Annotated in this window: 21 protein-coding genes; 16 read left to right on the forward strand and 5 right to left on the reverse strand. The window is 67.9% G+C overall.

The annotated features are described in order from the left end of the window. The first annotated feature begins 32 nt into the window (after positions 1-32). The 7 genes from ilvD (at position 33) to E3T40_RS11475 (ending at position 6,576) form a co-directional block, all read left to right on the forward strand. Positions 33-1,727, forward strand: coding sequence for a dihydroxy-acid dehydratase (gene ilvD / locus E3T40_RS11445; protein ID WP_134543616.1), 1,695 nt, complete (start codon positions 33-35; stop codon positions 1,725-1,727). 37 nt (positions 1,728-1,764) lie between these two features. Beyond that, entirely contained in the window at positions 1,765-3,585 is a 1,821-nt protein-coding gene (locus E3T40_RS11450; RefSeq protein ID WP_104195110.1) for an acetolactate synthase large subunit, read from the forward strand. Between the two features lie 3 nt (positions 3,586-3,588). Further along, positions 3,589-4,098, forward strand: a complete 510-nt coding sequence (gene ilvN, locus E3T40_RS11455; RefSeq protein ID WP_104102867.1) for an acetolactate synthase small subunit — start codon at positions 3,589-3,591, stop codon at positions 4,096-4,098. Positions 4,099-4,139: 41 nt separating this feature from the next. Then, complete coding sequence (ilvC, locus tag E3T40_RS11460) at positions 4,140-5,168, forward strand: ketol-acid reductoisomerase (RefSeq protein WP_104102870.1); 1,029 nt, start codon at positions 4,140-4,142, stop codon at positions 5,166-5,168. 132 nt (positions 5,169-5,300) lie between these two features. Beyond that, a complete protein-coding gene (locus E3T40_RS17630) occupies positions 5,301-5,576 on the forward strand; it encodes a hypothetical protein (protein WP_104171615.1) in 276 nt (91 codons plus the stop codon). Between the two features lie 38 nt (positions 5,577-5,614). After that, positions 5,615-6,211: a DNA polymerase III subunit gamma/tau gene (locus tag E3T40_RS11470; protein WP_104171616.1), complete on the forward strand. Its 597-nt coding sequence runs from the start codon at positions 5,615-5,617 to the stop codon at positions 6,209-6,211. After that, positions 6,208-6,576 (forward strand): hypothetical protein, encoded by a 369-nt coding sequence (locus tag E3T40_RS11475; protein ID WP_104171617.1) that lies wholly within the window; start codon positions 6,208-6,210, stop codon positions 6,574-6,576. Before E3T40_RS11470 ends, E3T40_RS11475 begins: the two co-directional genes overlap by 4 nt. Before the next feature lie 243 nt (positions 6,577-6,819). Here E3T40_RS11475 and E3T40_RS11485 read toward each other — a convergent pair whose 3' ends face one another. Beyond that, positions 6,820-7,215 carry a DoxX family membrane protein gene (locus E3T40_RS11485; protein ID WP_134543621.1) on the reverse strand — a complete coding sequence of 132 codons (396 nt, stop codon included), beginning with the start codon at positions 7,213-7,215 and terminating at the stop codon, positions 6,820-6,822. Between the two features lie 95 nt (positions 7,216-7,310). Between E3T40_RS11485 and serA the strand changes: the two genes are divergently transcribed. Beyond that, complete coding sequence (gene serA / locus E3T40_RS11490; RefSeq protein WP_134394217.1) at positions 7,311-8,903, forward strand: phosphoglycerate dehydrogenase; 1,593 nt, start codon at positions 7,311-7,313, stop codon at positions 8,901-8,903. On the opposite strand, the gene E3T40_RS11495 is transcribed toward serA, so the two are convergent. Next, positions 8,893-9,486, reverse strand: coding sequence for a TetR/AcrR family transcriptional regulator (locus E3T40_RS11495; RefSeq protein ID WP_104195115.1), 594 nt, complete (start codon positions 9,484-9,486; stop codon positions 8,893-8,895). The two genes, serA and E3T40_RS11495, sit on opposite strands and share 11 nt — an antisense overlap. Positions 9,487-9,569: 83 nt before the next feature. Between E3T40_RS11495 and E3T40_RS11500 the strand changes: the two genes are divergently transcribed. Then, positions 9,570-11,105: an MFS transporter gene (locus tag E3T40_RS11500; RefSeq protein WP_370287920.1), complete on the forward strand. Its 1,536-nt coding sequence runs from the start codon at positions 9,570-9,572 to the stop codon at positions 11,103-11,105. A gap of 87 nt (positions 11,106-11,192) precedes the next feature. Here E3T40_RS11500 and E3T40_RS11505 read toward each other — a convergent pair whose 3' ends face one another. Continuing rightward, entirely contained in the window at positions 11,193-11,444 is a 252-nt protein-coding gene (locus E3T40_RS11505; RefSeq protein ID WP_104102889.1) for a DUF6458 family protein, read from the reverse strand. A gap of 102 nt (positions 11,445-11,546) precedes the next feature. On the opposite strand from E3T40_RS11505, the gene E3T40_RS11510 reads away from it, so the two are divergent. Genes E3T40_RS11510 through E3T40_RS11520 form a run of 3 tightly spaced genes read left to right on the forward strand, consistent with a single transcriptional unit; the run spans position 11,547 to position 14,529 of the window. Beyond that, positions 11,547-12,620, forward strand: a complete 1,074-nt coding sequence (locus E3T40_RS11510; protein WP_134543624.1) for a 3-isopropylmalate dehydrogenase — start codon at positions 11,547-11,549, stop codon at positions 12,618-12,620. Next, positions 12,617-13,762 (forward strand): branched-chain amino acid aminotransferase, encoded by a 1,146-nt coding sequence (locus tag E3T40_RS11515; RefSeq protein WP_134543626.1) that lies wholly within the window; start codon positions 12,617-12,619, stop codon positions 13,760-13,762. The genes E3T40_RS11510 and E3T40_RS11515 overlap by 4 nt, the downstream gene beginning before the upstream one ends. Beyond that, complete coding sequence (locus E3T40_RS11520) at positions 13,759-14,529, forward strand: fumarylacetoacetate hydrolase family protein (protein ID WP_134543644.1); 771 nt, start codon at positions 13,759-13,761, stop codon at positions 14,527-14,529. Before E3T40_RS11515 ends, E3T40_RS11520 begins: the two co-directional genes overlap by 4 nt. A 3-nt stretch (positions 14,530-14,532) precedes the next feature. Here the strand turns inward: E3T40_RS11520 and E3T40_RS11525 are convergent, their stop codons facing one another. Next, on the reverse strand, positions 14,533-15,138 hold the full coding sequence (locus tag E3T40_RS11525; protein ID WP_134543647.1) for a TetR/AcrR family transcriptional regulator: 606 nt from the start codon (positions 15,136-15,138) through the stop codon (positions 14,533-14,535). Positions 15,139-15,231: 93 nt separating this feature from the next. Here E3T40_RS11525 and E3T40_RS11530 point away from each other — a divergent pair, with 93 nt between their 5' ends. Both E3T40_RS11530 and E3T40_RS11535 read left to right on the forward strand, forming a co-directional pair. Next, a complete protein-coding gene (locus tag E3T40_RS11530; RefSeq protein ID WP_104171625.1) occupies positions 15,232-16,251 on the forward strand; it encodes an NADP-dependent oxidoreductase in 1,020 nt (339 codons plus the stop codon). A gap of 48 nt (positions 16,252-16,299) precedes the next feature. After that, the gene (locus tag E3T40_RS11535) at positions 16,300-17,016 is read left to right on the forward strand and encodes a type 1 glutamine amidotransferase domain-containing protein (RefSeq protein WP_104171626.1); all 717 of its coding nucleotides are present in this window, start codon (positions 16,300-16,302) and stop codon (positions 17,014-17,016) included. A 61-nt stretch (positions 17,017-17,077) separates the two neighbouring features. Here the strand turns inward: E3T40_RS11535 and E3T40_RS11540 are convergent, their stop codons facing one another. Beyond that, positions 17,078-18,169 carry an aminotransferase class V-fold PLP-dependent enzyme gene (locus E3T40_RS11540; protein WP_104171627.1) on the reverse strand — a complete coding sequence of 364 codons (1,092 nt, stop codon included), beginning with the start codon at positions 18,167-18,169 and terminating at the stop codon, positions 17,078-17,080. An 81-nt stretch (positions 18,170-18,250) separates the two neighbouring features. On the opposite strand from E3T40_RS11540, the gene E3T40_RS11545 reads away from it, so the two are divergent. Both E3T40_RS11545 and gltX read left to right on the forward strand, forming a co-directional pair. Then, positions 18,251-19,237: a LysR family transcriptional regulator gene (locus tag E3T40_RS11545; RefSeq protein ID WP_241981756.1), complete on the forward strand. Its 987-nt coding sequence runs from the start codon at positions 18,251-18,253 to the stop codon at positions 19,235-19,237. Between the two features lie 11 nt (positions 19,238-19,248). After that, entirely contained in the window at positions 19,249-20,769 is a 1,521-nt protein-coding gene (gene gltX / locus E3T40_RS11550) for a glutamate--tRNA ligase (protein ID WP_134543649.1), read from the forward strand. The last annotated feature ends 34 nt before the right edge of the window (positions 20,770-20,803 follow it).

Below are 20,803 nucleotides of genomic sequence, written 5' to 3' on the forward strand. Positions count from 1 at the left end.
TTCCGCCTTCAGCGGACGTTTAGACTCAGTGCATGACTGAGATCGATATGAAGCCTCGCAGCCGCGACGTCACCGATGGAATCGAAGCCACCACCTCGCGGGGGATGCTCCGGGCCGTCGGTATGGGCGACGCCGACTGGGAGAAACCCCAGATCGGCATCGCAAGTTCGTGGAACGAGATCACGCCCTGCAACCTCTCCCTGGACCGCCTCGCGCAGGCCGCCAAAGAAGGTGTGCACGGCGGCGGCGGCTACCCGCTGCAGTTCGGCACCATCTCCGTCTCCGATGGCATCTCGATGGGCCATGAGGGCATGCACTTCTCCCTCGTCTCCCGCGAGGTCATCGCCGACTCGGTTGAGGTTGTCATGCAAGCCGAGCGCCTCGACGGCTCCGTGCTGCTGGCGGGCTGCGACAAGTCGCTGCCCGGGATGCTGATGGCCGCGGCCCGCCTCGACCTGGCCAGCGTTTTCCTCTACGCAGGATCGATCGCTCCCGGCTGGGTCAAGCTTTCCGACGGCACCGAAAAAGACATCACCATCATCGACTCCTTCGAGGCGGTGGGCGCCGTCAAGGCCGGGCGGATGTCCGTGGCCGACGCCAAGCGCATCGAGTGCGCCTTCGCTCCCGGCGAGGGTGCCTGCGGCGGCATGTACACCGCCAACACCATGGCCAGCGTGGCCGAGGCTCTCGGCATGAGCCTGCCGGGATCGGCCTCCCCGGCCTCCGCCGACCGCCGCCGCGACTACTACGCGCACCGCTCCGGCGAGGCCGTCGTCAACCTGCTGCGTCTGGGGATCACGGCCAGGGACATCCTGACCCGCAAGACCTTCGAGAACGCGATCGCCGTGGCGATGGCGTTCGGCGGCTCCACCAACGTGGTGCTGCACCTGCTGGCCATCGCGAACGAGGCCGAGGTCGAGCTCACCCTCGACGATTTCAACCGCATCGGCGACAAGGTGCCGCACATCGGCGACCTGAAGCCGTTCGGCAAATACGTCATGAACGACGTCGACCGTCACGGCGGCGTGCCGGCCGTGATGCGGGCCCTGCTCGAGGCCGGCCTCATCCACGGCGACGCGCTCACCGTGACCGGCAAGACCGTGGCCGAGAACCTTGCCGAGATCGACCCGCCCGAACTGGACGGCGAGGTGCTGCGCACCCTCGACAACCCGATTCACGCCAGCGGCGGAATCACCATCCTCAAGGGCTCTATCGCCCCCGAGGGTGCCGTCGTCAAAACCGCCGGCTTCGACTCCGACATCTTCGAGGGACCCGCGCGCGTGTTTGAGCGTGAGCGCGCCGCCATGGACGCTCTCACTGCGGGGGAGATCCAGAAGGGCGACGTCGTCGTCATCCGCTACGAGGGACCCAAGGGCGGGCCCGGAATGCGGGAGATGCTCTCGATCACCGCCGCCATCAAGGGCGCCGGGCTCGGCGCCGATGTACTACTCTTAACGGACGGTCGATTCTCAGGCGGCACAACCGGACTGTGCATCGGCCATATAGCACCCGAAGCGGTGGACGAAGGTCCAATCGCCTTCGTGCGCGATGGTGATCTGATACGGGTCGATATCGCAGCTCGCACGCTCGACCTACTGGTCGACCCTGATGAGCTGACCGCCCGGAGTGTTGGCTGGGCACCTCTGCCTCCGCGCTACACCCGGGGCGTTCTCGCAAAGTACTCGAAGCTTGTCCAGTCTGCGGCCGTCGGCGCCGTCACGGGCTAGAACTCACTATTCGTCATCGAACTAGGGAACTGATCACATGACCGCGGAAACACCCGTGCCATCACCGTCGCCCTCGCCTGCCGCGGCCGCCGGGGCGCCCGACTCGGGGGCGCCGGAAATCCTCACCGGTTCCGGTGCGATCATCCGCTCGCTGGAGCTGCTGGGCGTCACCGACGTCTTCGGTCTACCGGGCGGCGCCGTCATTCCGCTCTACGACGAGCTGATGAGCCAAACCGTGATCCGGCACATCCTGGTGAGGCACGAGCAGGGTGCCGGCCACGCCGCGGAGGGCTACGCCTCGGCGAGCAACCGCGTCGGGGTGGCCATCGCCACCTCCGGGCCCGGCGCCACCAACCTTGTCACCGCCATCGCCGACGCGTACATGGACTCGGTGCCGATCCTTTGCATCACCGGCCAGGTCTTCTCCACCCTGATGGGCACGGATGCCTTCCAGGAGGCCGACATCGTCGGCATCACCATGCCGATCACGAAGCACTCCTTCCTGGTCAAGCGTCCCGAGGACATCCCCGCGGCTATCGCGTCGGCTCACCTGATCGCCTCCACCGGCCGGCCCGGCCCGGTCCTGGTGGACATCACCAAGGACGCCCAGCAGAAGAGCGCCCCGTTCATCTGGCCGCCCAAGCTCGACCTGCCCGGCTACCGGCCGGTCACCAAGGCCCACGGCAAACAGGTGCAGGCTGCGGCCCAGCTGCTTGCCGAGGCCAAGAAGCCCGTCCTCTATGTGGGTGGCGGTGTCATCCGTGCCCGCGCGTCGGAAGAACTGCTCGCGTTCGCCGAACTCAGCAAGACGCCCGTCGTCACCACGTTGATGGCGCGCGGCGCGTTCCCGGACTCGCACGACCAGCACCTGGGCATGCCCGGGATGCACGGCACCGTGTCCGCGGTGCTCGCGCTGCAGGAGGCCGACCTGATCATCGCGCTCGGCTCCCGCTTCGACGACCGGGTCACCGGCAAGGTCTCCGAGTTTGCGCCGCACGCCACGATCGTGCACGTCGACATCGACCCCGCGGAGATCGGTAAGATCCGCGCCGCCGACGTTCCCATCGTCGGTGATGCCAAGGAGGTCATCGCCGAACTCACCATCGCCTACGCGGCCGCCATCACCACGACGACGCCCGACGTCAGCGTTTGGTGGACCTACCTCAAGGGTCTGCGGGAGGAGTTCCCGCTGGGCTATTCCGAGCCGACCGACGGCCTCATGAGCCCGCAGTTCGTGATCCAGCGCATCGGCGAGCTGACCGGGCCGGAAGCCGTCTATGCGGCCGGTGTCGGCCAGCACCAGATGTGGGCGGCCCAGTTCATCAAGTACGAGCGGCCCAATTCCTGGCTGAACTCCGGGGGCGCCGGCACGATGGGCTACTCCATCCCCGCAGCGATGGGCGCCAAGGTGGCCGAGCCCGACCGGGTGGTCTGGTCGATCGACGGCGACGGATGCTTCCAGATGACCAACCAGGAACTGGCCACCTGCACGATCAACAACATTCCGATCAAGGTCGCCATCATCAACAACTCCTCGCTGGGCATGGTGCGCCAGTGGCAGACCCTGTTCTACGACGGACGGCACTCCTTCACCGATCTGCACACCGGGCACGGGTCCGCCATGGTGCCGGACTTCGTGAAGCTGTCGGAGGCCTACGGTGCCCTCGCCATCCGGGTCACCAGCCCCGATCAGGTCGACGACGCCATCAAGCTGGCGTTGGCGACCAACGACCGGCCCGTGGTGATCGACTTCATCGTGAGCCGAGACGCCATGGTCTGGCCGATGGTGCCGCAGGGTGTCAGCAACAGCTATGTGCAGTATGCCAAAGAGCACGCACCGACCTGGGAAGAGGAATAACCCGTGAGCACCCACGTTCTGAGCCTCCTCGTCGAGGACAAGCCCGGCCTGCTCACCCGGGTCGCCGGCCTCTTCGCCCGCCGCGGTTTCAACATCGAGAGCCTCGCCGTCGGCCACACCGAAATCCCCGGGCTCTCCCGCATCACGATCCTCGTCGACGTCGAAGACGCACCGCTGGAGCAAGTGACCAAGCAGCTGAACAAGCTGATCAACGTCATCAAGATCGTCGAACTCGACCCGGCCCAGTCGGTGCAGCGCGAACACCTGCTGGTGAAGGTGCGCGCCGACAACACGACCCGGTCGATGGTGCTCGAAGCCGTGACCCTGTTCCGGGCCCGGGTCGTCGACGTGTCCGTCGACGCGGTCGTGATCGAGGTCACCGGGGACTCCGGCAAAACGCAGGCGCTGCTGCGCGTGCTCGAGCCCTACGGGATCAAGGAAATCGCCCAGTCCGGCCTGCTCGCCATCGGCCGCGGGTCGAAATCGATCAGCGAGCGCGTCTTCAAAAACTAGAGCTCGACCACCGACTACAACAACAAGGAGAACATTTACTCGTGTCTGAGATTTACTACGACAAAGACGCCGACCTGTCGATCATCCAGGGCAAGAAAGTAGCCGTCATAGGCTATGGCTCGCAGGGTCACGCCCACGCGCAGAACCTGCGCGACTCGGGTGTCGAGGTCGTCATCGGCCTCAAGGAGGGCTCGAAGTCCAAGGCCAAGGCCGAAGAGGCCGGCTTCACCGTTCTCAGCACCGCCGAGGCATCCGCCTGGGCCGACGTCATCGTCATCCTGGCGCCCGACCAGGTGCAGCGTCACCTGTTTGCCGACGACGTGCTGCCGAACCTCGCTGCGGGCAAGGCCCTTGTCTTCGGACACGGCTTCAACATCCGTTTCGGCTACATCAAGGCCCCCGAAGGCATCGACGTCACCATGGTCGCCCCCAAGGGACCGGGCCACACCGTGCGCCGCGAGTATGAGGCCGGCCGCGGCGTTCCCGTGATCGTCGCCGTCGAGAAGGATGCCTCGGGCGCGGCCTGGCCGCTCACCCTCAGCTACGCCAAGGCGATCGGTGGCCTGCGCGCCGCCGGCATCAAGACCACCTTCACCGAAGAGACCGAAACCGACCTGTTCGGCGAGCAGGCCGTGCTCTGTGGTGGCGCGTCGCAGCTGATCCAGTACGGCTTCGAGGTTCTCACCGAGGCCGGCTACCAGCCGCAGGTCGCCTACTTCGAGGTGCTGCACGAGCTCAAGCTTATTGTCGACCTGATGTGGGAGGGGGGCATCGCCAAGCAGCGTTGGAGCGTCTCCGACACCGCCGAGTACGGCGACTACGTCTCCGGCCCGCGCGTCATCGACGCCCACGTCAAGGAGAATATGAAGGCCGTTCTCGCCGACATCCAGAACGGCGCCTTCGCGGCCCGGTTCATCGCGGACCAGGACGCCGGAGCACCGGAGTTCCTCGCTCTGCGCAAGAAGGGCGAAGAGCACCCCATCGAAGCCACCGGCCGTGAGCTGCGCAAGCTGTTCGCCTGGAACGCCTCCGCCGACGACGACTACACTGACGGCGAAGCCGCGCGCTAACACCCGAGCTCGCATCGGCAGCGGGGCCAATCCACTGGATTAGCCCCGCTGCCGCGTCAACGGCGCTGATGCTCCCGAGGATGCGTTCGGGGTGCTTGCCACGCCCGGTCCGGGTGTTCACCATTGATGCCCGTGGATGAACCCGGCCTGCCGGTTCGCACAGGACACGACCCCCATTCGCAGCCGGTTCATGGCAGCCCCGACGGCCCGGCGGGGGAGACGGTCACGGCCGCGAAGCTCGAGCGCGCCTCGGACCCGGACACCGTCTTCCGGCTCGTCGCGCAGAAGAAGATCCCAGCCGACAAGCTGGCCACGCATCGGTTCCGGATGGACCAGATCCTCGAGGCGTACGACACCTTCTCCCGCGCGGCGGAAACCAAGGCACTGAAAGTCGTGATCAGCCGGTAGTGTGCGCCGCCCAAGCGGCGCCTCGGTACGCTGGACTCATGACTTCTGGACACTCCGGTGACGACAACCGGGACGACGCCCTGGGCTGGGCCGGCGACGACGACCCCACGCTCGTCTCCGGCGGCGAGTCTGGCGCGACCGCACGGCCCGCCGAGCCCGATTCGGGTGCTTTCGTCACGACCGGCGACGGCTCCGGCTCCGGCTCTGAAACCGACACCGGCACCGGCACCGCGGCCGGTACCGAGACCGGTTCCGTCGCGCCGCCGGAGGGATGGACCGTGGCCGGTCCGGCATCCGCTGTCGCGGCGAAGGCGGCGGCCGACGCCGCCCTGACCCGCACGGCCACGAGTTCCCTGGCGCTTGTCTCGCTCGGAATCTTCGGCGGAATATATCTGCTCTATACGGTGGGCTGGTTCATCGGCGTGGGCCGCATCCAGACCCCGCCCGCCGACGGGTTGTCCGAGTTCATGTTCTCCCTAGGTCTCTGGCTGGCCGTGGCCGCTCCCGCGGTCTGGTTCGCGGTGACGTTCTGGCTGACCAGAACGCATCCCCGAGCCCGGATCGGCTGGCTACTCCTCGGAGTCGTTCTGCTCGCCCCGTTGCCGTTCATCTCCGGACCGGGGGTCATCGCATGACCGATTCACCGGTGACCACGCCCGCGACCGTCCCCTCATCCCGGCGGCGCACCCCGCGCTGGCTGTCGACGGGCATCGCGATCCTGTTCGGCCTTTGCTATGCCTACGACATCTGGGAGGGCGTCGGCAACCTCGTCGGCCTCAACATCCTGGCTCAAAGCCTCGACACCCAGCTGAGCGGACTCGGTATTTTCGTGCTCCTCGTCGGCATCCTGGGCCCGCTCCTCGTCTTCGTGCTTGCCGCATGGATCGGGCGCTCACGCGGACCCGCCGCGCAGGCTGCCCTGTTCCTGGCCGGCCTGGGTCTGAACGCCGCGATCGCCGCCAACATCTTCACCCTCGGCGCGGGCAGCCTGCTCGCCTAGCCCTGCCTGCTCGCCTGGCCCTGCCTGCTCGCCTGGCCCTGCCTGCTCGCCTGGCCCTGCCTGCTCGCCTGGCCCTGCCGCTCGCCTGGCCCTGCCGCTCGGTGTCCCGAACGAATTCGACGGAGATTTTGCTCTCAACAGCGCGTTTGGGTTCAAAAACGGGTGTTTGACCCAAAATCTCCGTCGAATTGGTTCGACACCGGGCAGGGCGCTCCGCCTGTGTTGCACGGCGTCGCCTAGCGCTCAGGCGATCGCGACGACGATCAGCCCCATCAGCACGAGCTGCCCGGTCAGCCGCGGCACGAGGGGGATCGCGGCCACGCCGAAGCGGTCCGGGTAGCGCGCGGCGAAGGCGTTGGCCGGGAAGATCGCCGCCAAGAACACGATCAGGCAGACGCCGGCCCTCACCATCGTGGGTGGATACAGCAGTCCGAGCCCGCCCGCGATCTCGCAGACTCCGGTGAGGATGACGAGGTTGCCGGGGCGAAGCATCCCGGTCGTTCGCAGCCGTGGCGGGATCATCGCCCTCATCGTGCGCGCCACACCCGGCACGAAATGTGTGATGCCGGCGCCGATGAAGACCACCGCCAGCACGATGCGCACGGCGAACTGGAGGTCGGGGAATGTAACGCTGCTCATGGCTCTATTCTCCAGCCGATAGAGTGATTTCACATCTGGCGCCCCACGGTCGCGGCGCAAGCCATTTTTCTGCTGCAATCGGAGGATCCGTTTTCGTGTCAAAACCTGTTGTCCTAATCGCTGAAGAATTATCGCCTGCCACCGTCGACGCCCTCGGGCCCGACTTCGAGGTTCGCTCCGTAGACGGCACCGACCGGGTCGCGCTACTCGCCGAACTGGCCACGGCGCATGCCGTTCTGGTGCGTTCCGCCACGAAGGTGGACGCGGAGGCAATCGCCGCCGCACCGTTACTGAAGGTCATCGCCCGCGCGGGCGTCGGCCTCGACAACGTCGACATTAAAGCGGCCACGGCTGCGGGCGTCATGGTCGTCAATGCCCCGACATCCAACATTATTTCCGCCGCAGAACTGACCGTCGGGCACATCATCAGCTTGGCCCGTCACATCCCGGCCGCCCACGGCGCGCTGGCGCAGGGGCAGTGGAAGCGCTCCAAGTACACCGGCGTCGAGCTCTACGAAAAGACCATCGGCATCATCGGCCTCGGCCGCATCGGTGCCCTCATCGCGGCGCGGATGCAGGCCTTCGGCACGAACATCATCGCCTATGACCCCTACATCACCTCCGCCCGCGCCCAGCAGCTCGGCGTGGTTCCGGTCAGCCTCGATGAGCTCCTTGCACAGTCGGACTTCATCACCATCCACATGCCCAAGACGCCCGAGACCAACGGCATGATCGGCGCCGAACAGTTCAAGCTGATGAAGCCCACCGCGTTCGTCGTGAACGTGGCCCGCGGCGGCCTCATCAACGAGGACGACCTCTACGACGCCCTCACGGCCGGCACGATCGCCGGCGCCGGCCTCGATGTGTTCGTCAGCGAGCCGCCGACCGGGTCGAAGCTGCTCGGCCTCAACAACATCATCACCACGCCTCACCTCGGCGCCTCCACGGACGAAGCCCAGGAAAAGGCCGGCGTCTCCGTCGCCAAGTCGGTTCGCCTCGCCCTGTCGGGGGAGCTCGTCCCCGACGCGGTCAACGTCGCCGGAGGCGTTATCGACCCCTACGTGCGCCCCGGCATCCCGCTGGTGGAGAAACTCGGCCAGGTCTTCTCCGGTCTCGGCGCCCACAGCCCGCTGACCAGCGTCGACGTCGAGGTGCGCGGCGAGCTCGCCGACTATGACGTGAGCGTGCTCCGGCTCGCCGCGCTCAAGGGCATTTTCACCAATGTCGTCAGCGAGACCGTGTCCTACGTCAACGCGCCGTTGCTCGCCGAGCAGCGCGGCGTCGCGGTGCGCATGATCACCGACAAGGAGTCGCCGGAGTACCGCAACGTCATCACGCTGCGTGGCGCCCTCGCGGACGGCTCGCAGGTATCGGTGTCCGGCACCCTGACCGGCACCAAGCAAATCGAGAAGATCGTCGAGATCAACGGCTACGACGTCGAGGTTCCGTTCGACGACCACCTGATCGTGATGCTCTACACGGATCGTCCGGGAATCGTGGCCGTCTACGGCCGCGAGTTCGGCGACGCCCAGATCAACATCGCGGGCATGCAGATCGCCCGCCACGTGGCCGGCGGCAAGGCCCTGAGCGTACTGACGGTCGACTCGCCCGTTCCGGCGAGCCTGCTGGCCACGGTGCGCGACGCGATCTCGGCCGAGGCCATGATCGAAATCTCCATCACCGAATAGCAGTTCCGTCGGTCATCCGCCCGATCACCGCGAGCAACCGGTCCAACCTCGTCGTCGATGTGCCATCGACGGCAGGCTGGCCGGGGCTCGCGAGGGTGGATTCGTAGTACAGCCCGTCACTGACGAGCATGATCACCTCGGCCACGTCCGGGTCTCCCACCGCCTCCTCGATGACGCTCAGCCACTGGCGCCGAGTTGCGGCCAGGGCCGCATTGGCCAACGGATGTGCCCCCTGCGCCAGTCTGACGGCCGCACCGATCGACTGGTCGAGCACCGTCCCCTCGCTCATCGACGTGCGGATCAGGTAGTCGACCGCTCCGGCCGAGGCCGCTCGAATTTGTTCGACATCGTCGGCGACGAGCGCGTCGAGCCGGGCCAGGAGTCCCTCCACGAGCGCGTCTTTCGACCCGAAGTGGTAGAGCAGGCCGCCCTTGGACAGGCCGGCCGCCACCGCCACCGCCTCGAGGGTGGCCGCCCGCTCGCCCTGGTCGATCAGGAGGTGCGCGAACGCGTCCAGGATGCGATCGCGCGTGGGGGAGAGGCGGGGCACGTTCCGGGTCGGGGCTGCGGTATCAGAGCTCATGGTGCTACTATACCGTCTGGACGGTTTACTTTACCGTCTGGACGGTACAGCATCCGTCCCTGGAGCCGAAAGAAGTCGTTCCCGTGTCGAATACCGTCCGAGAGACCACCCCCGTCATCGCCGTCAGCCGTGCGATCAGCCCCCGCCGCCGGTGGTGGGCGCTCGTCGTGCTCATGCTGCCCGTGCTCCTGGTTTCGATCGACAACACGGTGCTCAACCTCGCCCTGCCGGCCATTTCCGAGGACCTGCGGCCGACCGGCACGCAGCTGCTCTGGGTAATCGACATCTACCCGCTCATGCTCGCCGGCCTCCTAGTGGCCATGGGCAGCCTCGGTGACCGGATCGGGCGCCGCCGGCTGCTGCTGATCGGCTCCGCCGGGTTCGGCGCCGTTTCCGTGGTGGCCGCCTTCGCCCCAAGCGTCGAGTGGTTGATCATCGACCGCGCCGTGCTGGGCTTCTTCGGCGCCATGCTGATGCCGCCGACGCTGTCGCTGCTCCGCTCCGTCTTCACCGAGCGCAACCAGCGGCGGCTGGCGATCGCGATCTGGGCGAGCGGTTTCGCCGCAGGCAGCGCGCTCGGCCCCGTGGTGGGCGGCGTGCTGCTGGAGCACTTCGCCTGGGGCTCCGTCTTCCTGCTCGCGGTGCCGCTGCTCCTGCCGCTGCTGGTTCTCGGGCCCCTGCTCGTGCCGGAGTCCCGCGACCCGAACCCCGGATGCATCGACGCCCCGAGCATCGCGCTCTCGCTGGCGACCATGCTGCCGATCGTCTACGGGATCAAGGCCCTGGCGGAGCACGGACCCACGCCCTTCTCGCTCGGCCCGATCGTGCTCGGACTCGCCGCAGGCGTGCTCTTCGTGCGCCGCCAGCCCCGGCTGACGCACCCGATGATCGACCTCGGGCTGTTCCGCCAGGGGGCCTTCAGCGGGGCGATCGGCGTCAACCTGCTGAGCGTCGTGGCTCTCGTCGGCGGCCTGTTCTTCGTCTCCCAGTACCTGCAGCTCGTGCTGGCCCTCTCGCCTCTGGAGGCGGGGCTGGTGCTCGTGCCGGGACTGGCGGCAATGATCGTGTCCGGCCTCGTTATCGTGCCCATCGCCCGGCGCGTGCGGCCGTCGATCGTCGTTCCGGTGGCACTGCTGATCTCGGCCGTCGGCTACGCGGCCGCCGCCCTGGGCGGGGGAGACCTCGACGCGGTCGGCATCGCGCTCGTCTTCGTGGCCCTCGGGATCGGGATCGGCGCGGCCGAGACGGTCTCGAACGAACTGATCGTGGCGAACGCCCCGGCGGACAAGATGGGGGCGGCATCCGCTGTCGGCGAAACGGCCTATGAACTGGGCGCCGTGCTCGGCACGACCATCCTCGGTACCATCCTGACGGCGTCGTACCGCAGTGCGGTCGTGTTGCCGGAGGCCCTCACCGCGGCGCAGAGCGCGGCGGCGGCGGAGACCCTCGGCGGTGCGGTGGCCGTGGCCGACGGGCTGCCCTCCGGCCTGGCAAACGTGCTGCTCTCGTCGGCCCGCGATGCCTTCACCGGCGGAATTTCGCCCACGGCCTGGATCGGAACCATTCTGGTGCTGGCGGCGGCGTTTGTGGCGCTGGTCACCCTGCGTAAGGCGACCTGATCACCTGAGCCGCCGCCGGCGCAGGCCGGTGCCGGGGCGCGTGTCGACGTCGACCTCGACACGGGCCCCGGCACGACGGACGTCGACCTAGACGTCGTCGACGGAACGCTTCTGCGACGTGACCTGTTCCCCGCTCGCCTGGTCGACGGCGCTGCGGGTCGTGGTGATGCTGCTGCGCTTGCGGGTCAGCAAGACGATGCCGATGACCATGATGACAGCACCGGCGCCCATCAGGATGTAGCCGACCAGCTCGATGTCCATCCACTCGACGGTCACGTTCAGGGCGAACACCATGATGGCGCCGACGACAAGAAGGAAGATTCCCAATCCGAGACTCATGCGGAACTGCTTTCTATTGGTTGTCAGGAGTTGACCAGCTTAGACACTCGTTGCGTCGCAGTAGGGTTTATCTACAGCCAACTTTCAGACATACGGAGTCGAATGTCCCCTCTCATCAAGCTTGCTGTCATTCCCGGCGACGGGATCGGCCCCGAGGTCGTCGCCGAAGCGGTCAAGGTTCTCGAGGCCGCCACGTCTGCCGACGACGTCACCTTCGACGCAACCTGGTTCTCCCTCGGCGCCGCACGGTTCCTGGAAACCGGCGATGTGCTGACCGATGACGACCTCGCGGCGATCGCCGGCCACGACGCCATCCTGCTCGGCGCCGTCGGCGGCGTGCCGGGGGACCCCCGCCTCGCCAACGCGAATATCGAGCGCGGCCTGCTGCTCAAGTTACGCTTCTCGCTCGACCACTACGTGAACCTGCGCCCGAGCGTTCTCTTCCACGGCGTGCCCAGCCCGCTGGCGTCTCCGGGCACCGTCGACTTCGTCGTCGTGCGCGAGGGCACGGAGGGTCCCTACGTGGGCAACGGCGGAGCGATCCGCCAGGGCACCGCGCACGAGGTGGCCAACGAGGTCTCCGTCAACACGGCCTTCGGCGTTGAACGCGTGGTGCGCTACGCCTTCGCCCAGGCCCAGGGTCGGCCCCGCCGCCACCTCACACTCGTGCACAAGACCAATGTGCTCGTCTTCGCCGGCAGCCTGTGGCAGCGAATCGTCACCGCCGTCGCAGCCGAATACCCCGAGGTGACCGTCGACTACCTGCACGTCGACGCGGCCACGATTTTCCTGGTCTCAAATCCGAGTAGATTTGACGTCATCGTCACGGACAACCTCTTCGGCGACATCCTCACCGATCTCGCGGCGGCAATCAGCGGCGGCATCGGCCTTGCGGCCTCCGGGAACATTAACCCTGAGGGCAGGTTTCCCAGCATGTTCGAGCCGGTACACGGTTCGGCACCGGACATCGCGGGCAAACAACTGGCTGACCCCACGGCGGCCATCCTGTCGGTGGCGCTACTCCTGGAGCACTTCGGACTCACGGATGCCGCGGCCCGGGTGACTGCCGCCGTGACCGCCGACATCGTGGCCCGGGCGGCTCTCGGCACACCCCGGAGCACCAGCGCCGTGGGCGACGCCATCGTGACTCGACTGACAGACAAGGGAATCCAATGAGCCAGCCAGCGCCCCCGACGACATCCGGCACCGCCACCTTCCCGCTGAGGTTCAGCCTGACGCCGTCGACCACGGCCCGCACGAAGATCGAGCGCGAAGAGATCCTCGTCGATCCCGGCTTCGGCAAGAAGTTCACCGATCACATGGTCGCCATCGACTGGACCCTCGACGCGGGCTGGCACAACGCCCGGGTCATGCCCTACGGTCCGCTGCACCTCGACCCGGCCTCCTCGGTGCTGCACTACGGCCAGGAGATTTTCGAGGGGTTGAAGGCCTACCGTCACGCCGACGGGTCGATCTGGACCTTCCGCCCGGAGAAGAATGCAGAGCGCCTGCAGCGCTCCGCACGCCGCCTGGCACTGCCGGAACTCTCCGAGGCCGACTTCATCGAATCGATCCGGCAGCTCGTGGCCGTGGACGGCGACTGGGTGCCCTCTGCTGCGGAGACCAGCCTCTACCTGCGCCCGTTCATGATCGCCAACGAGAGCTTCCTCGGCGTGCGGGCCGCGCACCAGGTCGGTTACTACGTGATCGCCAGCCCGGCCGGCGCCTACTTCGCCGACGGTGTGGCCCCGATCAAGATCTGGCTCTCGACCGAGTACTCCCGCGCCGGCCGCGGAGGCACCGGCGCGGCCAAATGCGGCGGCAACTACGCCGCCAGCCTGCTGCCTCAGATGCAGGCTTATGACAACGGCTGCGCCCAGGTGCTCTTCCTCGACGGGGAAACCAGCAGCCGCATCGACGAACTCGGCGGCATGAACGTGTTCTTCGTTCATGGCACCGACACGCTCGTCACCCCGCGCTTGACCGGCGCGATCCTCGAGGGCGTTACCCGCGACAGCATCATCCAGCTCGCCCGGGACCGAGGCCTGACCGTGGAGGAGCGCGACGTGACCCTCGGCGAATGGCAGGACGGTGTCGCATCCGGTGCCATCACCGAGGTGTTCGCCTGCGGCACGGCTGCCGTCGTCACCCCGATCTCGCAGCTCAAGGGCCCGAACCTCTCCATCGGCGACCCGGATGGCCCGGCCGGCCAGATCACGATGGCGCTCCGCCAGGAGCTGACCGACATTCAGTACGGCCGCCTGCCCGACCGCCATGGCTGGCTCACCCGGCTCGACGCCCCGGTGGGACCCGCGTGAAAATCGCACGGTTCAGTCACGAGGGACGCATCTCGTTCGGCATCGTCGACGACGACGAGATCGTCGTTTTAAAGGGCGACCCGATGTTCGCGGGCTATGACCCGTCCGGGGAGCGCGTGGCCCTGCGCGACGTGAAGCTGCTCGCCCCGGTGATCCCGCGGTCGAAGATCGTGGGCATGGCGTGGTCCTACTTCGCCGACGCGGCCGAGCAGTCCGCCGCGGCCCGCTCGCCCGGTGAGCCCAGGTTTTTCCTCAAGCCGAACACCTGCGTCGTCGGCCCCGGCGACCCGATCACCGTGCCGGCGTCCACGGACAACGTGCACGTCGAGGGCGAGCTCGCGATCGTGATCGGCAAGATCACCCGCAACGTGTCCGTCGACGCCGCCGAGGACTCCATCTGGGGCTGTATGGTAGCGAACGATGTCACCGCCCGCGATCTGCAGGAGCGCGACGGCGACCTCACACGGGCCAAAAGCTTCGACTCGTTCTGCCCGCTCGGACCGGTCATCGACACCGAATACGATTGGACCACGCTGACCATCGAGTCCCGCATCAACGGCGAGGTCTTCCAGAAGGGCAATGCGACGCTGCTCAAGCACACCGTTGCGGAGATGATCTCCTTCGTCTCCAGCGTGTTCACCCTGCTGCCGGGCGACGTCATTCTGACGGGTGCCCCCGACCGGTCCGCCTCCGTCGTGCACGGCGACGCCGTGCAGGTCGAGATCGCCGGCATCGGCGTGCTGGCGAACCCGGTGCGGCGCGCCTGATCGTCAGGCGTCGGTCGCGGCGTGCACGGGAAACCAGGACCGGATCTGCTCCGTCGCCGTGTCCAGCAGCGCCACCGATTCGGTCGCGTTGACCCGGGCGAGCAGCATGGCGCTCATGCCGAGCGAAGCCAGGGTGCGGGCGCGTTCCGGCGCGCGGTCCGGCGCGCTTCCTCCGGCCGCCCGGAGGGCGTCCTGCAGGGTGTCCTTCAGCTCGGACCGGTAGCCGTCCACGACCTGGCGGGCCAGGTCGTCGTGCCCGGCGAGGCCTGCGGCGCAGTTCACCAGCAGGCAGCCGCGGCGCGGGGAGTCCTCCGGCAGGGCGGAGACCGCCGACCTGAGTTCGCTGAAGTAGGCCAGCAGCGAGGCCCGGCCGATCCCCGGCCCGGTCAGGATCCGCAATCTCGGGCGGATGACGGAGGCCTGGTAGTCCTCGACGGCGGCGTCGAAGAGGCCACGCTTACTGCCGAAGGCGTGGTAAAGGCTGGATCGCCGGAGACCGGTCGCAACTTCGAGGTCGGCGAGCGAGGTAGCCTCGAAGCCCTTGTCCCAGAACAGGTCCCTGGCCGCCTGGACGACGGTTGTGCGCTCGAAACTCTGCAGCCGTCCCATGGTGTTTCCTCCGTTTTCGCTGTGAGTGGTTTTGTGTATCGATCAGTACACAATATATTAGACTATCCGTTACAAAAAAGCAGAGGAGCCGCCATGGCCTCGTCCATCACCAGCACCCAGATCCAGCTTGTCGCCCGCCCCACCGGCTGGCCAACGGATGCCGACTTCGGCACCATCCGCATCGACCTGCCCGAGCTGACCCCCGGTCAGGTTCGCGTGGCCAACGAGTTCGTCTCGGTCGACCCCTACATGCGCGGCCGGATGAACGACGCCAAGTCCTACTCCGCCCCCTACGCCCTCAACGAGACGATGACGGGCGGGGCCGTCGGCCGCGTCGTCGCATCCGCCTCTGACGCGGTTGCCGTCGGCGACGTGGTCGTGCACCAGTTCGGCTGGCGCGACCTGGTTCAGGAGGAGGCCGCCGGCTTCCGCGTCGTCCCGGAAATCCCCGGCGTGCCTCTCTCCGCCTACCTCGGCGTGCTGGGCATGACCGCACTCACCGCCTACGTGGGCCTGCTCGAGGTGGCCGGGCTCTCGGAAGGCGACACCGTTTTCGTTTCCGGCGCGGCCGGGGCCGTAGGCAGCATGGTCGGCCAGATCGCCCGTCTCAAGGGCGCGAAGCGCGTGATCGGTTCCGCCGGGTCGGCCGAGAAGGTTGCCCTGCTGACCGAGAAGTACGGCTTCGACGCCGCCTTCAACTACAAGGACGGCGACATCGCCAAGCAGCTCGCCGCCGCGGCTCCGGACGGCATCGACGTCTACTTCGACAACGTCGGCGGCGAGCACCTCGAGGCGGCACTGGCCAGCTTCAACGACGGCGGACGCGCCGCCCTCTGTGGCGCGATCTCCGTCTACAACAACACCGAGGCGACCGGCGGCCCGCGCAACCTGGCGAACATGATTGGTCGCGGGCTGACCCTCAAGGGCTTCACCGTGGGCAACTACGTGCAGCATTTCCCCGCGTTCTCGGCCGACATGGCCGGCTGGCTCGCCGCGGGCGACGTCGTCTTCGACGAGACCGTGGTCGACGGGATCGACCACGCGGTCGACGCCTTCCTAGGCCTCATGCGTGGCGAGAACACCGGCAAGATGGTCGTCCGCACGAACGTCTGATTTTCCCGACAGCATCCATTTCACACGATCACACACTCTGGAGAACCCATGAATTCCGTACTTTTTGTCGTCAGCGCCGCTGATCACTGGACCCTCAACGACGGCAGCCTGCACCCCACCGGCTACTGGGCCGAAGAGCTCGCCGAACCGCACCGCCTGTTCACCGAGGCCGGCTGGCGGATCACCATCGCGACGCCCGGCGGCGTCGCCCCCACCATCGACGCGGGAAGCCTGGCACCCCAGGCGGCCGGCGGGGAAGACCGGGCCGCGGCCATCGTCGCCTACCTCGACACCATCGGCAGTGAACTCGACGAGCCCCGCTCGATCAGTGACATCACGGTCGCCGACTACGACGTCGTCTTCTACCCCGGCGGCCACGCCCCGATGGAGGACCTGGCCGTCGACGCCGACTCCGGACGCATCATGACCGAAGCCCTCGACTCCGGAACGATTCTCGGCGTGCTCTGCCACGCCCCGGCCGCTCTGCTCGCCGCCCAGCGGGCCGACGGCAGCTGGCCCTTCACCGGCTACCGAATGACCGGCTTCACCGACGAGGAGGAGACTCTCGGTGGCCTCGCCCCCAAGGCGCCGTGGCTCGTACAGAGCCGCCTGGTCGCGCTGGGCGCCGACTTCGTCGCCGGCGCACCCTGGGCCGAGCACATGGAGATCGACCGCAACCTGTACACCGGCCAGAATCCGGCTTCCTCCGCCGCTCTCGCCGGCGCGATCATCACCGCCGTCACCTCCGTCACCGCACAGAAGTAGTCGAGTCGCCGCGAGGCCCTGTGGCCGAGCAAGCCCTGCGGTCAGGCCCGTCGAGACCCGGCTATGTCCGTAGGGCGCGCAGGGCGTCGGCGACGTCGTCCTCGTCATTCCACAGGTGGAAAGCGACGCGGGCCCGCCCGGCCCTGCGCGACGCGGTGAGACCTGCCCGGGTGAGGCGGTCAAGGTCGGTGCCGTCGGCATCCGGCCAGGTCACGATCGACTGCCCGGCCGGGGCGAGCCCGAGCCCGGCGCAGAGCGCGTCGCCCAGCGCCACCGCGTGGTCGCGCACCGTCGACAGGTCGAGCCGCCCGAAGAGCTCCAGTGCGGGTTCGGCGCCCACCCAGGCGTTCCAGGCCGGGGAGACGTCGAATCGGCGCGCATCAGCCGCGAGGTTCATGTCCGGTCCGTAACAGGAGGCCCACGGGTCCCGGCCGGCATACCAGCCCGCCTGCACCGGGTGCAGCACTACGGCCAGCCGCTCGGCCACGGTCAGGAAGGCCACGCCGCGCGGGGCGCAGAGCCACTTGTAACTGTGGCAGATAGAGGCGTCGAAGACGGATGCGTCCACCGGCATCCACCCGGCTGCCTGCGTCGTGTCGCAAACGGTGAAGCACCCGTGAGCACGGGCGGCGGCCACGATCCCCGCGGTGTCGGCGACGGCACCGGTGGCGGACTGCACGAGCGAGAACGCCACAAGCCAGGTGTCGGCGGTGATCCCGACGGCCAGCTCGGCCAGAGGCAGGTGCCGCACGGTGACCCCGCGGTGCGCCTGGCTGAGGAACGGGAACACCATCGAGCTGAAATCGCCGTCGACGCAGAGCACCTCGGCGCCGTCGGGCACGCTCGCGGCGAGCAGACCGGCCAGCACGGATGCCTGAGACCCGATCGCGACCCGGCTCACCGGAACAGCGACGAGTCTGGCATACGCGTGCCGGACCCGTTCGACCACGGCGGCATACCCCGCCGCCGACGCGGTGCCCAGCGCCCAGGCGTCGGCGTCCACGCGCAGGGCCGCTTCCGTTTCCCGGGTTGGCAGCCCGAGCGTGCAGGCTGCCAGGTAGCCGCGGCCGCCACGGAACCGCTCGCGCGCCTCGCGCACGCCGATGCGGGCCGGCAGCGTCGAACGTGACGCGGAAGAGTCGCTCTGGATCATTTCTCCAGCATGCGACCGGCCTATTCATTTGACAACAACCAGTAGCTGAGGCAATCCATAAGCATAAGTTATGATCACTTCGTGCCCGCCATCGCCCAGCCCGAACTCGACTCCACCATGCTGCGCGTCGTGGGTGCGCTCGCCGACTACGGCTCGATCACGGCGGCCGCGGCGGCGCTCGGCTACAGCCAGCCCGCCGTGAGCCAGCAGCTCAAACGGCTCGAGCAGCGCATCGGGATGGCCGTGATCGAACGCATCGGCCGCGGCGTGCGGCTCACCGAGACCGGCCGGATGCTCGCCCGGCACGCCGCCACCGTGAGCGGGGCCCTGGACGCCGCCGCGGGGGAATTGTCCGAACTTCGCGGCCTGCGCGCGGGCCGGGTGCGTCTGGCGGCGTTCCCGTCCGCCTCGGCGACCATCGTGCCGCGCCTGCTCGCTGACCTGCAGCGCCGCCATCCGGGAGTCAGCGTCACCTACCTCGAGGCCGAGCCGCTCGAAGCCGTGGCCCTGGTGCGCCAGAATCAGGCCGATCTGGCGATCACGTTCAGCTACCCCGGCGACCGGGTCGACCCTCACCGGGACAGCGCCGAGGGCCTCGTCGTGACCCGGCTCCGCCGCGACGAGATGATGCTCGTGCTGCCGGCCGCACACGCCCTGGCCAGAGACAGCGCAGTCGACCTCGGCGACCTAGCCGAGGAGAATTGGATCGGCGGATGTCCTCGGTGCCGCGGCCACCTGCTGGAGCTCTGCGGTCACAACGGTTTCACGCCCCGCATCTCCTATGAGACCGACAACGCGGCCGCCGTGCTCGGCCTCGTGGCGGCCGGCATCGGGGTGGCGATGCTGCCCGCGCTCGCCCTCGACTTCGTCGGCGCGCAGCCCCTCGTCGCCATCCGGCCCACGCGCGGCCGCGACCACCGCACCTTGCACACGGTCACGGTCACCGGGGCCGCGGGCGTGGCGGCCATTGCCGTCACCCTGCGCCGGCTCGCCGCGCTGGCCGGACCGGACGCGGCACCCGCGGCACCACCTATATCCCCACGCGCGCCCTCACCCGGAGGCAACTAGAATCGGGGATGATGTCTGAGACAATTGCGCACCCGTTTTCCACTGCCACCGGCACCGACGTTCGCGTTCGGTTCTGCCCCTCGCCGACCGGAACGCCGCACGTCGGCCTGATCCGCACGGCGCTCTTCAACTGGGCTTACGCCCGGCACACCGGCGGCACGTTCATCTTCCGGATCGAAGACACCGATCCGGCCCGCGATACCGAGGAGAGCTTCGTGCAGCTCCTCGACGCGCTGCACTGGCTGCGCCTGGACTGGGACGAGGGCGTCGAGGTCGGCGGACCGCACGCTCCCTACCGCCAGTCCGAGCGCTACGACATCTACCGTGACGTGATCGAGCAGCTCAAGGCGTCCGGTCACATCTACGAGAGCTTCGCCACCGGCGAGGAAATCGAGGTGCGAAACGTCGCCCTCGGCCGCGACCCCAAGGCCGGATACGACAACTTCGAGCGCGACCTCAGCGACGAGAAGAAGGCGGCCTTCCGTGCCGAGGGCCGCTCGCCGGCGCTCCGCCTCAAGGTGCCCGACACGGACATCTCCTTCGACGACCTGGTTCGCGGCGAGATCACCTTCCCGGCCGGCTCGTTCAGCGACTTCGTCGTCGTGCGGCCCAACGGGCATCCGTTGTACCCGTTCGTGAACCCGGTCGACGACGCCATGATGGGCGTCACCCACGTGCTGCGCGGCGAAGACCTGCTCTCCTCCACGCCGCGCCAGATCGCCCTGTACCACGCGCTGATCGACATCGGACTGGCCACGTTCGTGCCGCGTTTCGGGCACATGCCCTACGTCATGGGCGAGGGCAACAAAAAGCTCTCCAAGCGCGACCCCGAGTCCAACCTGTTCCACCACCGCGCCCGCGGCTTCGTTCCCGAGGGACTGGTCAACTACCTGTCGCTGCTCGGCTGGTCCCTCTCCAGCGACCGCGACGTGTTCACGATCGATGAGATGATCGCCGCGTTCGACGTCGTCGACGTGCTGCCGAACCCGGCCCGCTTCGACCTCAAGAAGGCCGAGTCGCTCAACGGCGACCACATCCGGCTGCTCGACCCGGCCGATTTCGCCGCCCGGGTCATCCCGTACCTGGTGGCCGCCGGCGACGTGACCGAACCACTCAGCGAGGTGCAGCAGGCTATTCTCGAGTCCGCCGCACCGCTCGTGCAGGAACGCATCGCCCTGCTCGGCGAGGCACCCGGCATGCTCGGTTTCCTGTTCATCGGCGGCGACTCGCTGGCCTACCAGCCGGATGCCCTCGCCTCGCTCCCGCAGAACACGCGCGAGATCCTCGCCACGTCCACGGCAGCGCTGCTCGACATTCCCGAAGCGGAATGGACGCACGACCGCGTGCACACCACCCTGACCGAGACGCTGATCGACGGGCTCGCGCTCAAGCCGCGCGTGGCCTTCGGCCCCCTGCGGGTCGCGGTCTCCGGCCGGCGCATCTCGCCGCCGCTGTTCGAGTCGATGGAGATCCTGGGCAAGGCGGAGTCCGTGCTGCGTCTTGCACGTCTGGCTGCCACCACTCTCGAGTGACTGGCCGCGCGGGGCCGGGCCCCTCGGGGTCTGC

It is taken from the genome of Cryobacterium sp. TMT1-19 (assembly GCF_004403055.1).
Taxonomy (GTDB): Bacteria; Actinomycetota; Actinomycetes; order Actinomycetales; family Microbacteriaceae; genus Cryobacterium; species Cryobacterium sandaracinum.

Coding starts and splice junctions, on each gene's coding strand:
- ilvD (WP_134543616.1), top strand. CDS start 33: ATGACTGAGATCGATATGAAGCCTCGCAGCCGCGACGTCACCGATGGA.
- E3T40_RS11450 (WP_104195110.1), top strand. CDS start 1,765: ATGACCGCGGAAACACCCGTGCCATCACCGTCGCCCTCGCCTGCCGCG.
- E3T40_RS11470 (WP_104171616.1), top strand. CDS start 5,615: ATGACTTCTGGACACTCCGGTGACGACAACCGGGACGACGCCCTGGGC.
- E3T40_RS11475 (WP_104171617.1), top strand. CDS start 6,208: ATGACCGATTCACCGGTGACCACGCCCGCGACCGTCCCCTCATCCCGG.
- E3T40_RS11485 (WP_134543621.1), bottom strand. CDS start 7,215: ATGAGCAGCGTTACATTCCCCGACCTCCAGTTCGCCGTGCGCATCGTG.
- E3T40_RS11495 (WP_104195115.1), bottom strand. CDS start 9,486: ATGAGCTCTGATACCGCAGCCCCGACCCGGAACGTGCCCCGCCTCTCC.
- E3T40_RS11505 (WP_104102889.1), bottom strand. CDS start 11,444: ATGAGTCTCGGATTGGGAATCTTCCTTCTTGTCGTCGGCGCCATCATG.
- E3T40_RS11510 (WP_134543624.1), top strand. CDS start 11,547: ATGTCCCCTCTCATCAAGCTTGCTGTCATTCCCGGCGACGGGATCGGC.
- E3T40_RS11515 (WP_134543626.1), top strand. CDS start 12,617: ATGAGCCAGCCAGCGCCCCCGACGACATCCGGCACCGCCACCTTCCCG.
- E3T40_RS11525 (WP_134543647.1), bottom strand. CDS start 15,138: ATGGGACGGCTGCAGAGTTTCGAGCGCACAACCGTCGTCCAGGCGGCC.
- E3T40_RS11530 (WP_104171625.1), top strand. CDS start 15,232: ATGGCCTCGTCCATCACCAGCACCCAGATCCAGCTTGTCGCCCGCCCC.
- E3T40_RS11535 (WP_104171626.1), top strand. CDS start 16,300: ATGAATTCCGTACTTTTTGTCGTCAGCGCCGCTGATCACTGGACCCTC.
- E3T40_RS11540 (WP_104171627.1), bottom strand. CDS start 18,169: ATGATCCAGAGCGACTCTTCCGCGTCACGTTCGACGCTGCCGGCCCGC.
- gltX (WP_134543649.1), top strand. CDS start 19,249: ATGTCTGAGACAATTGCGCACCCGTTTTCCACTGCCACCGGCACCGAC.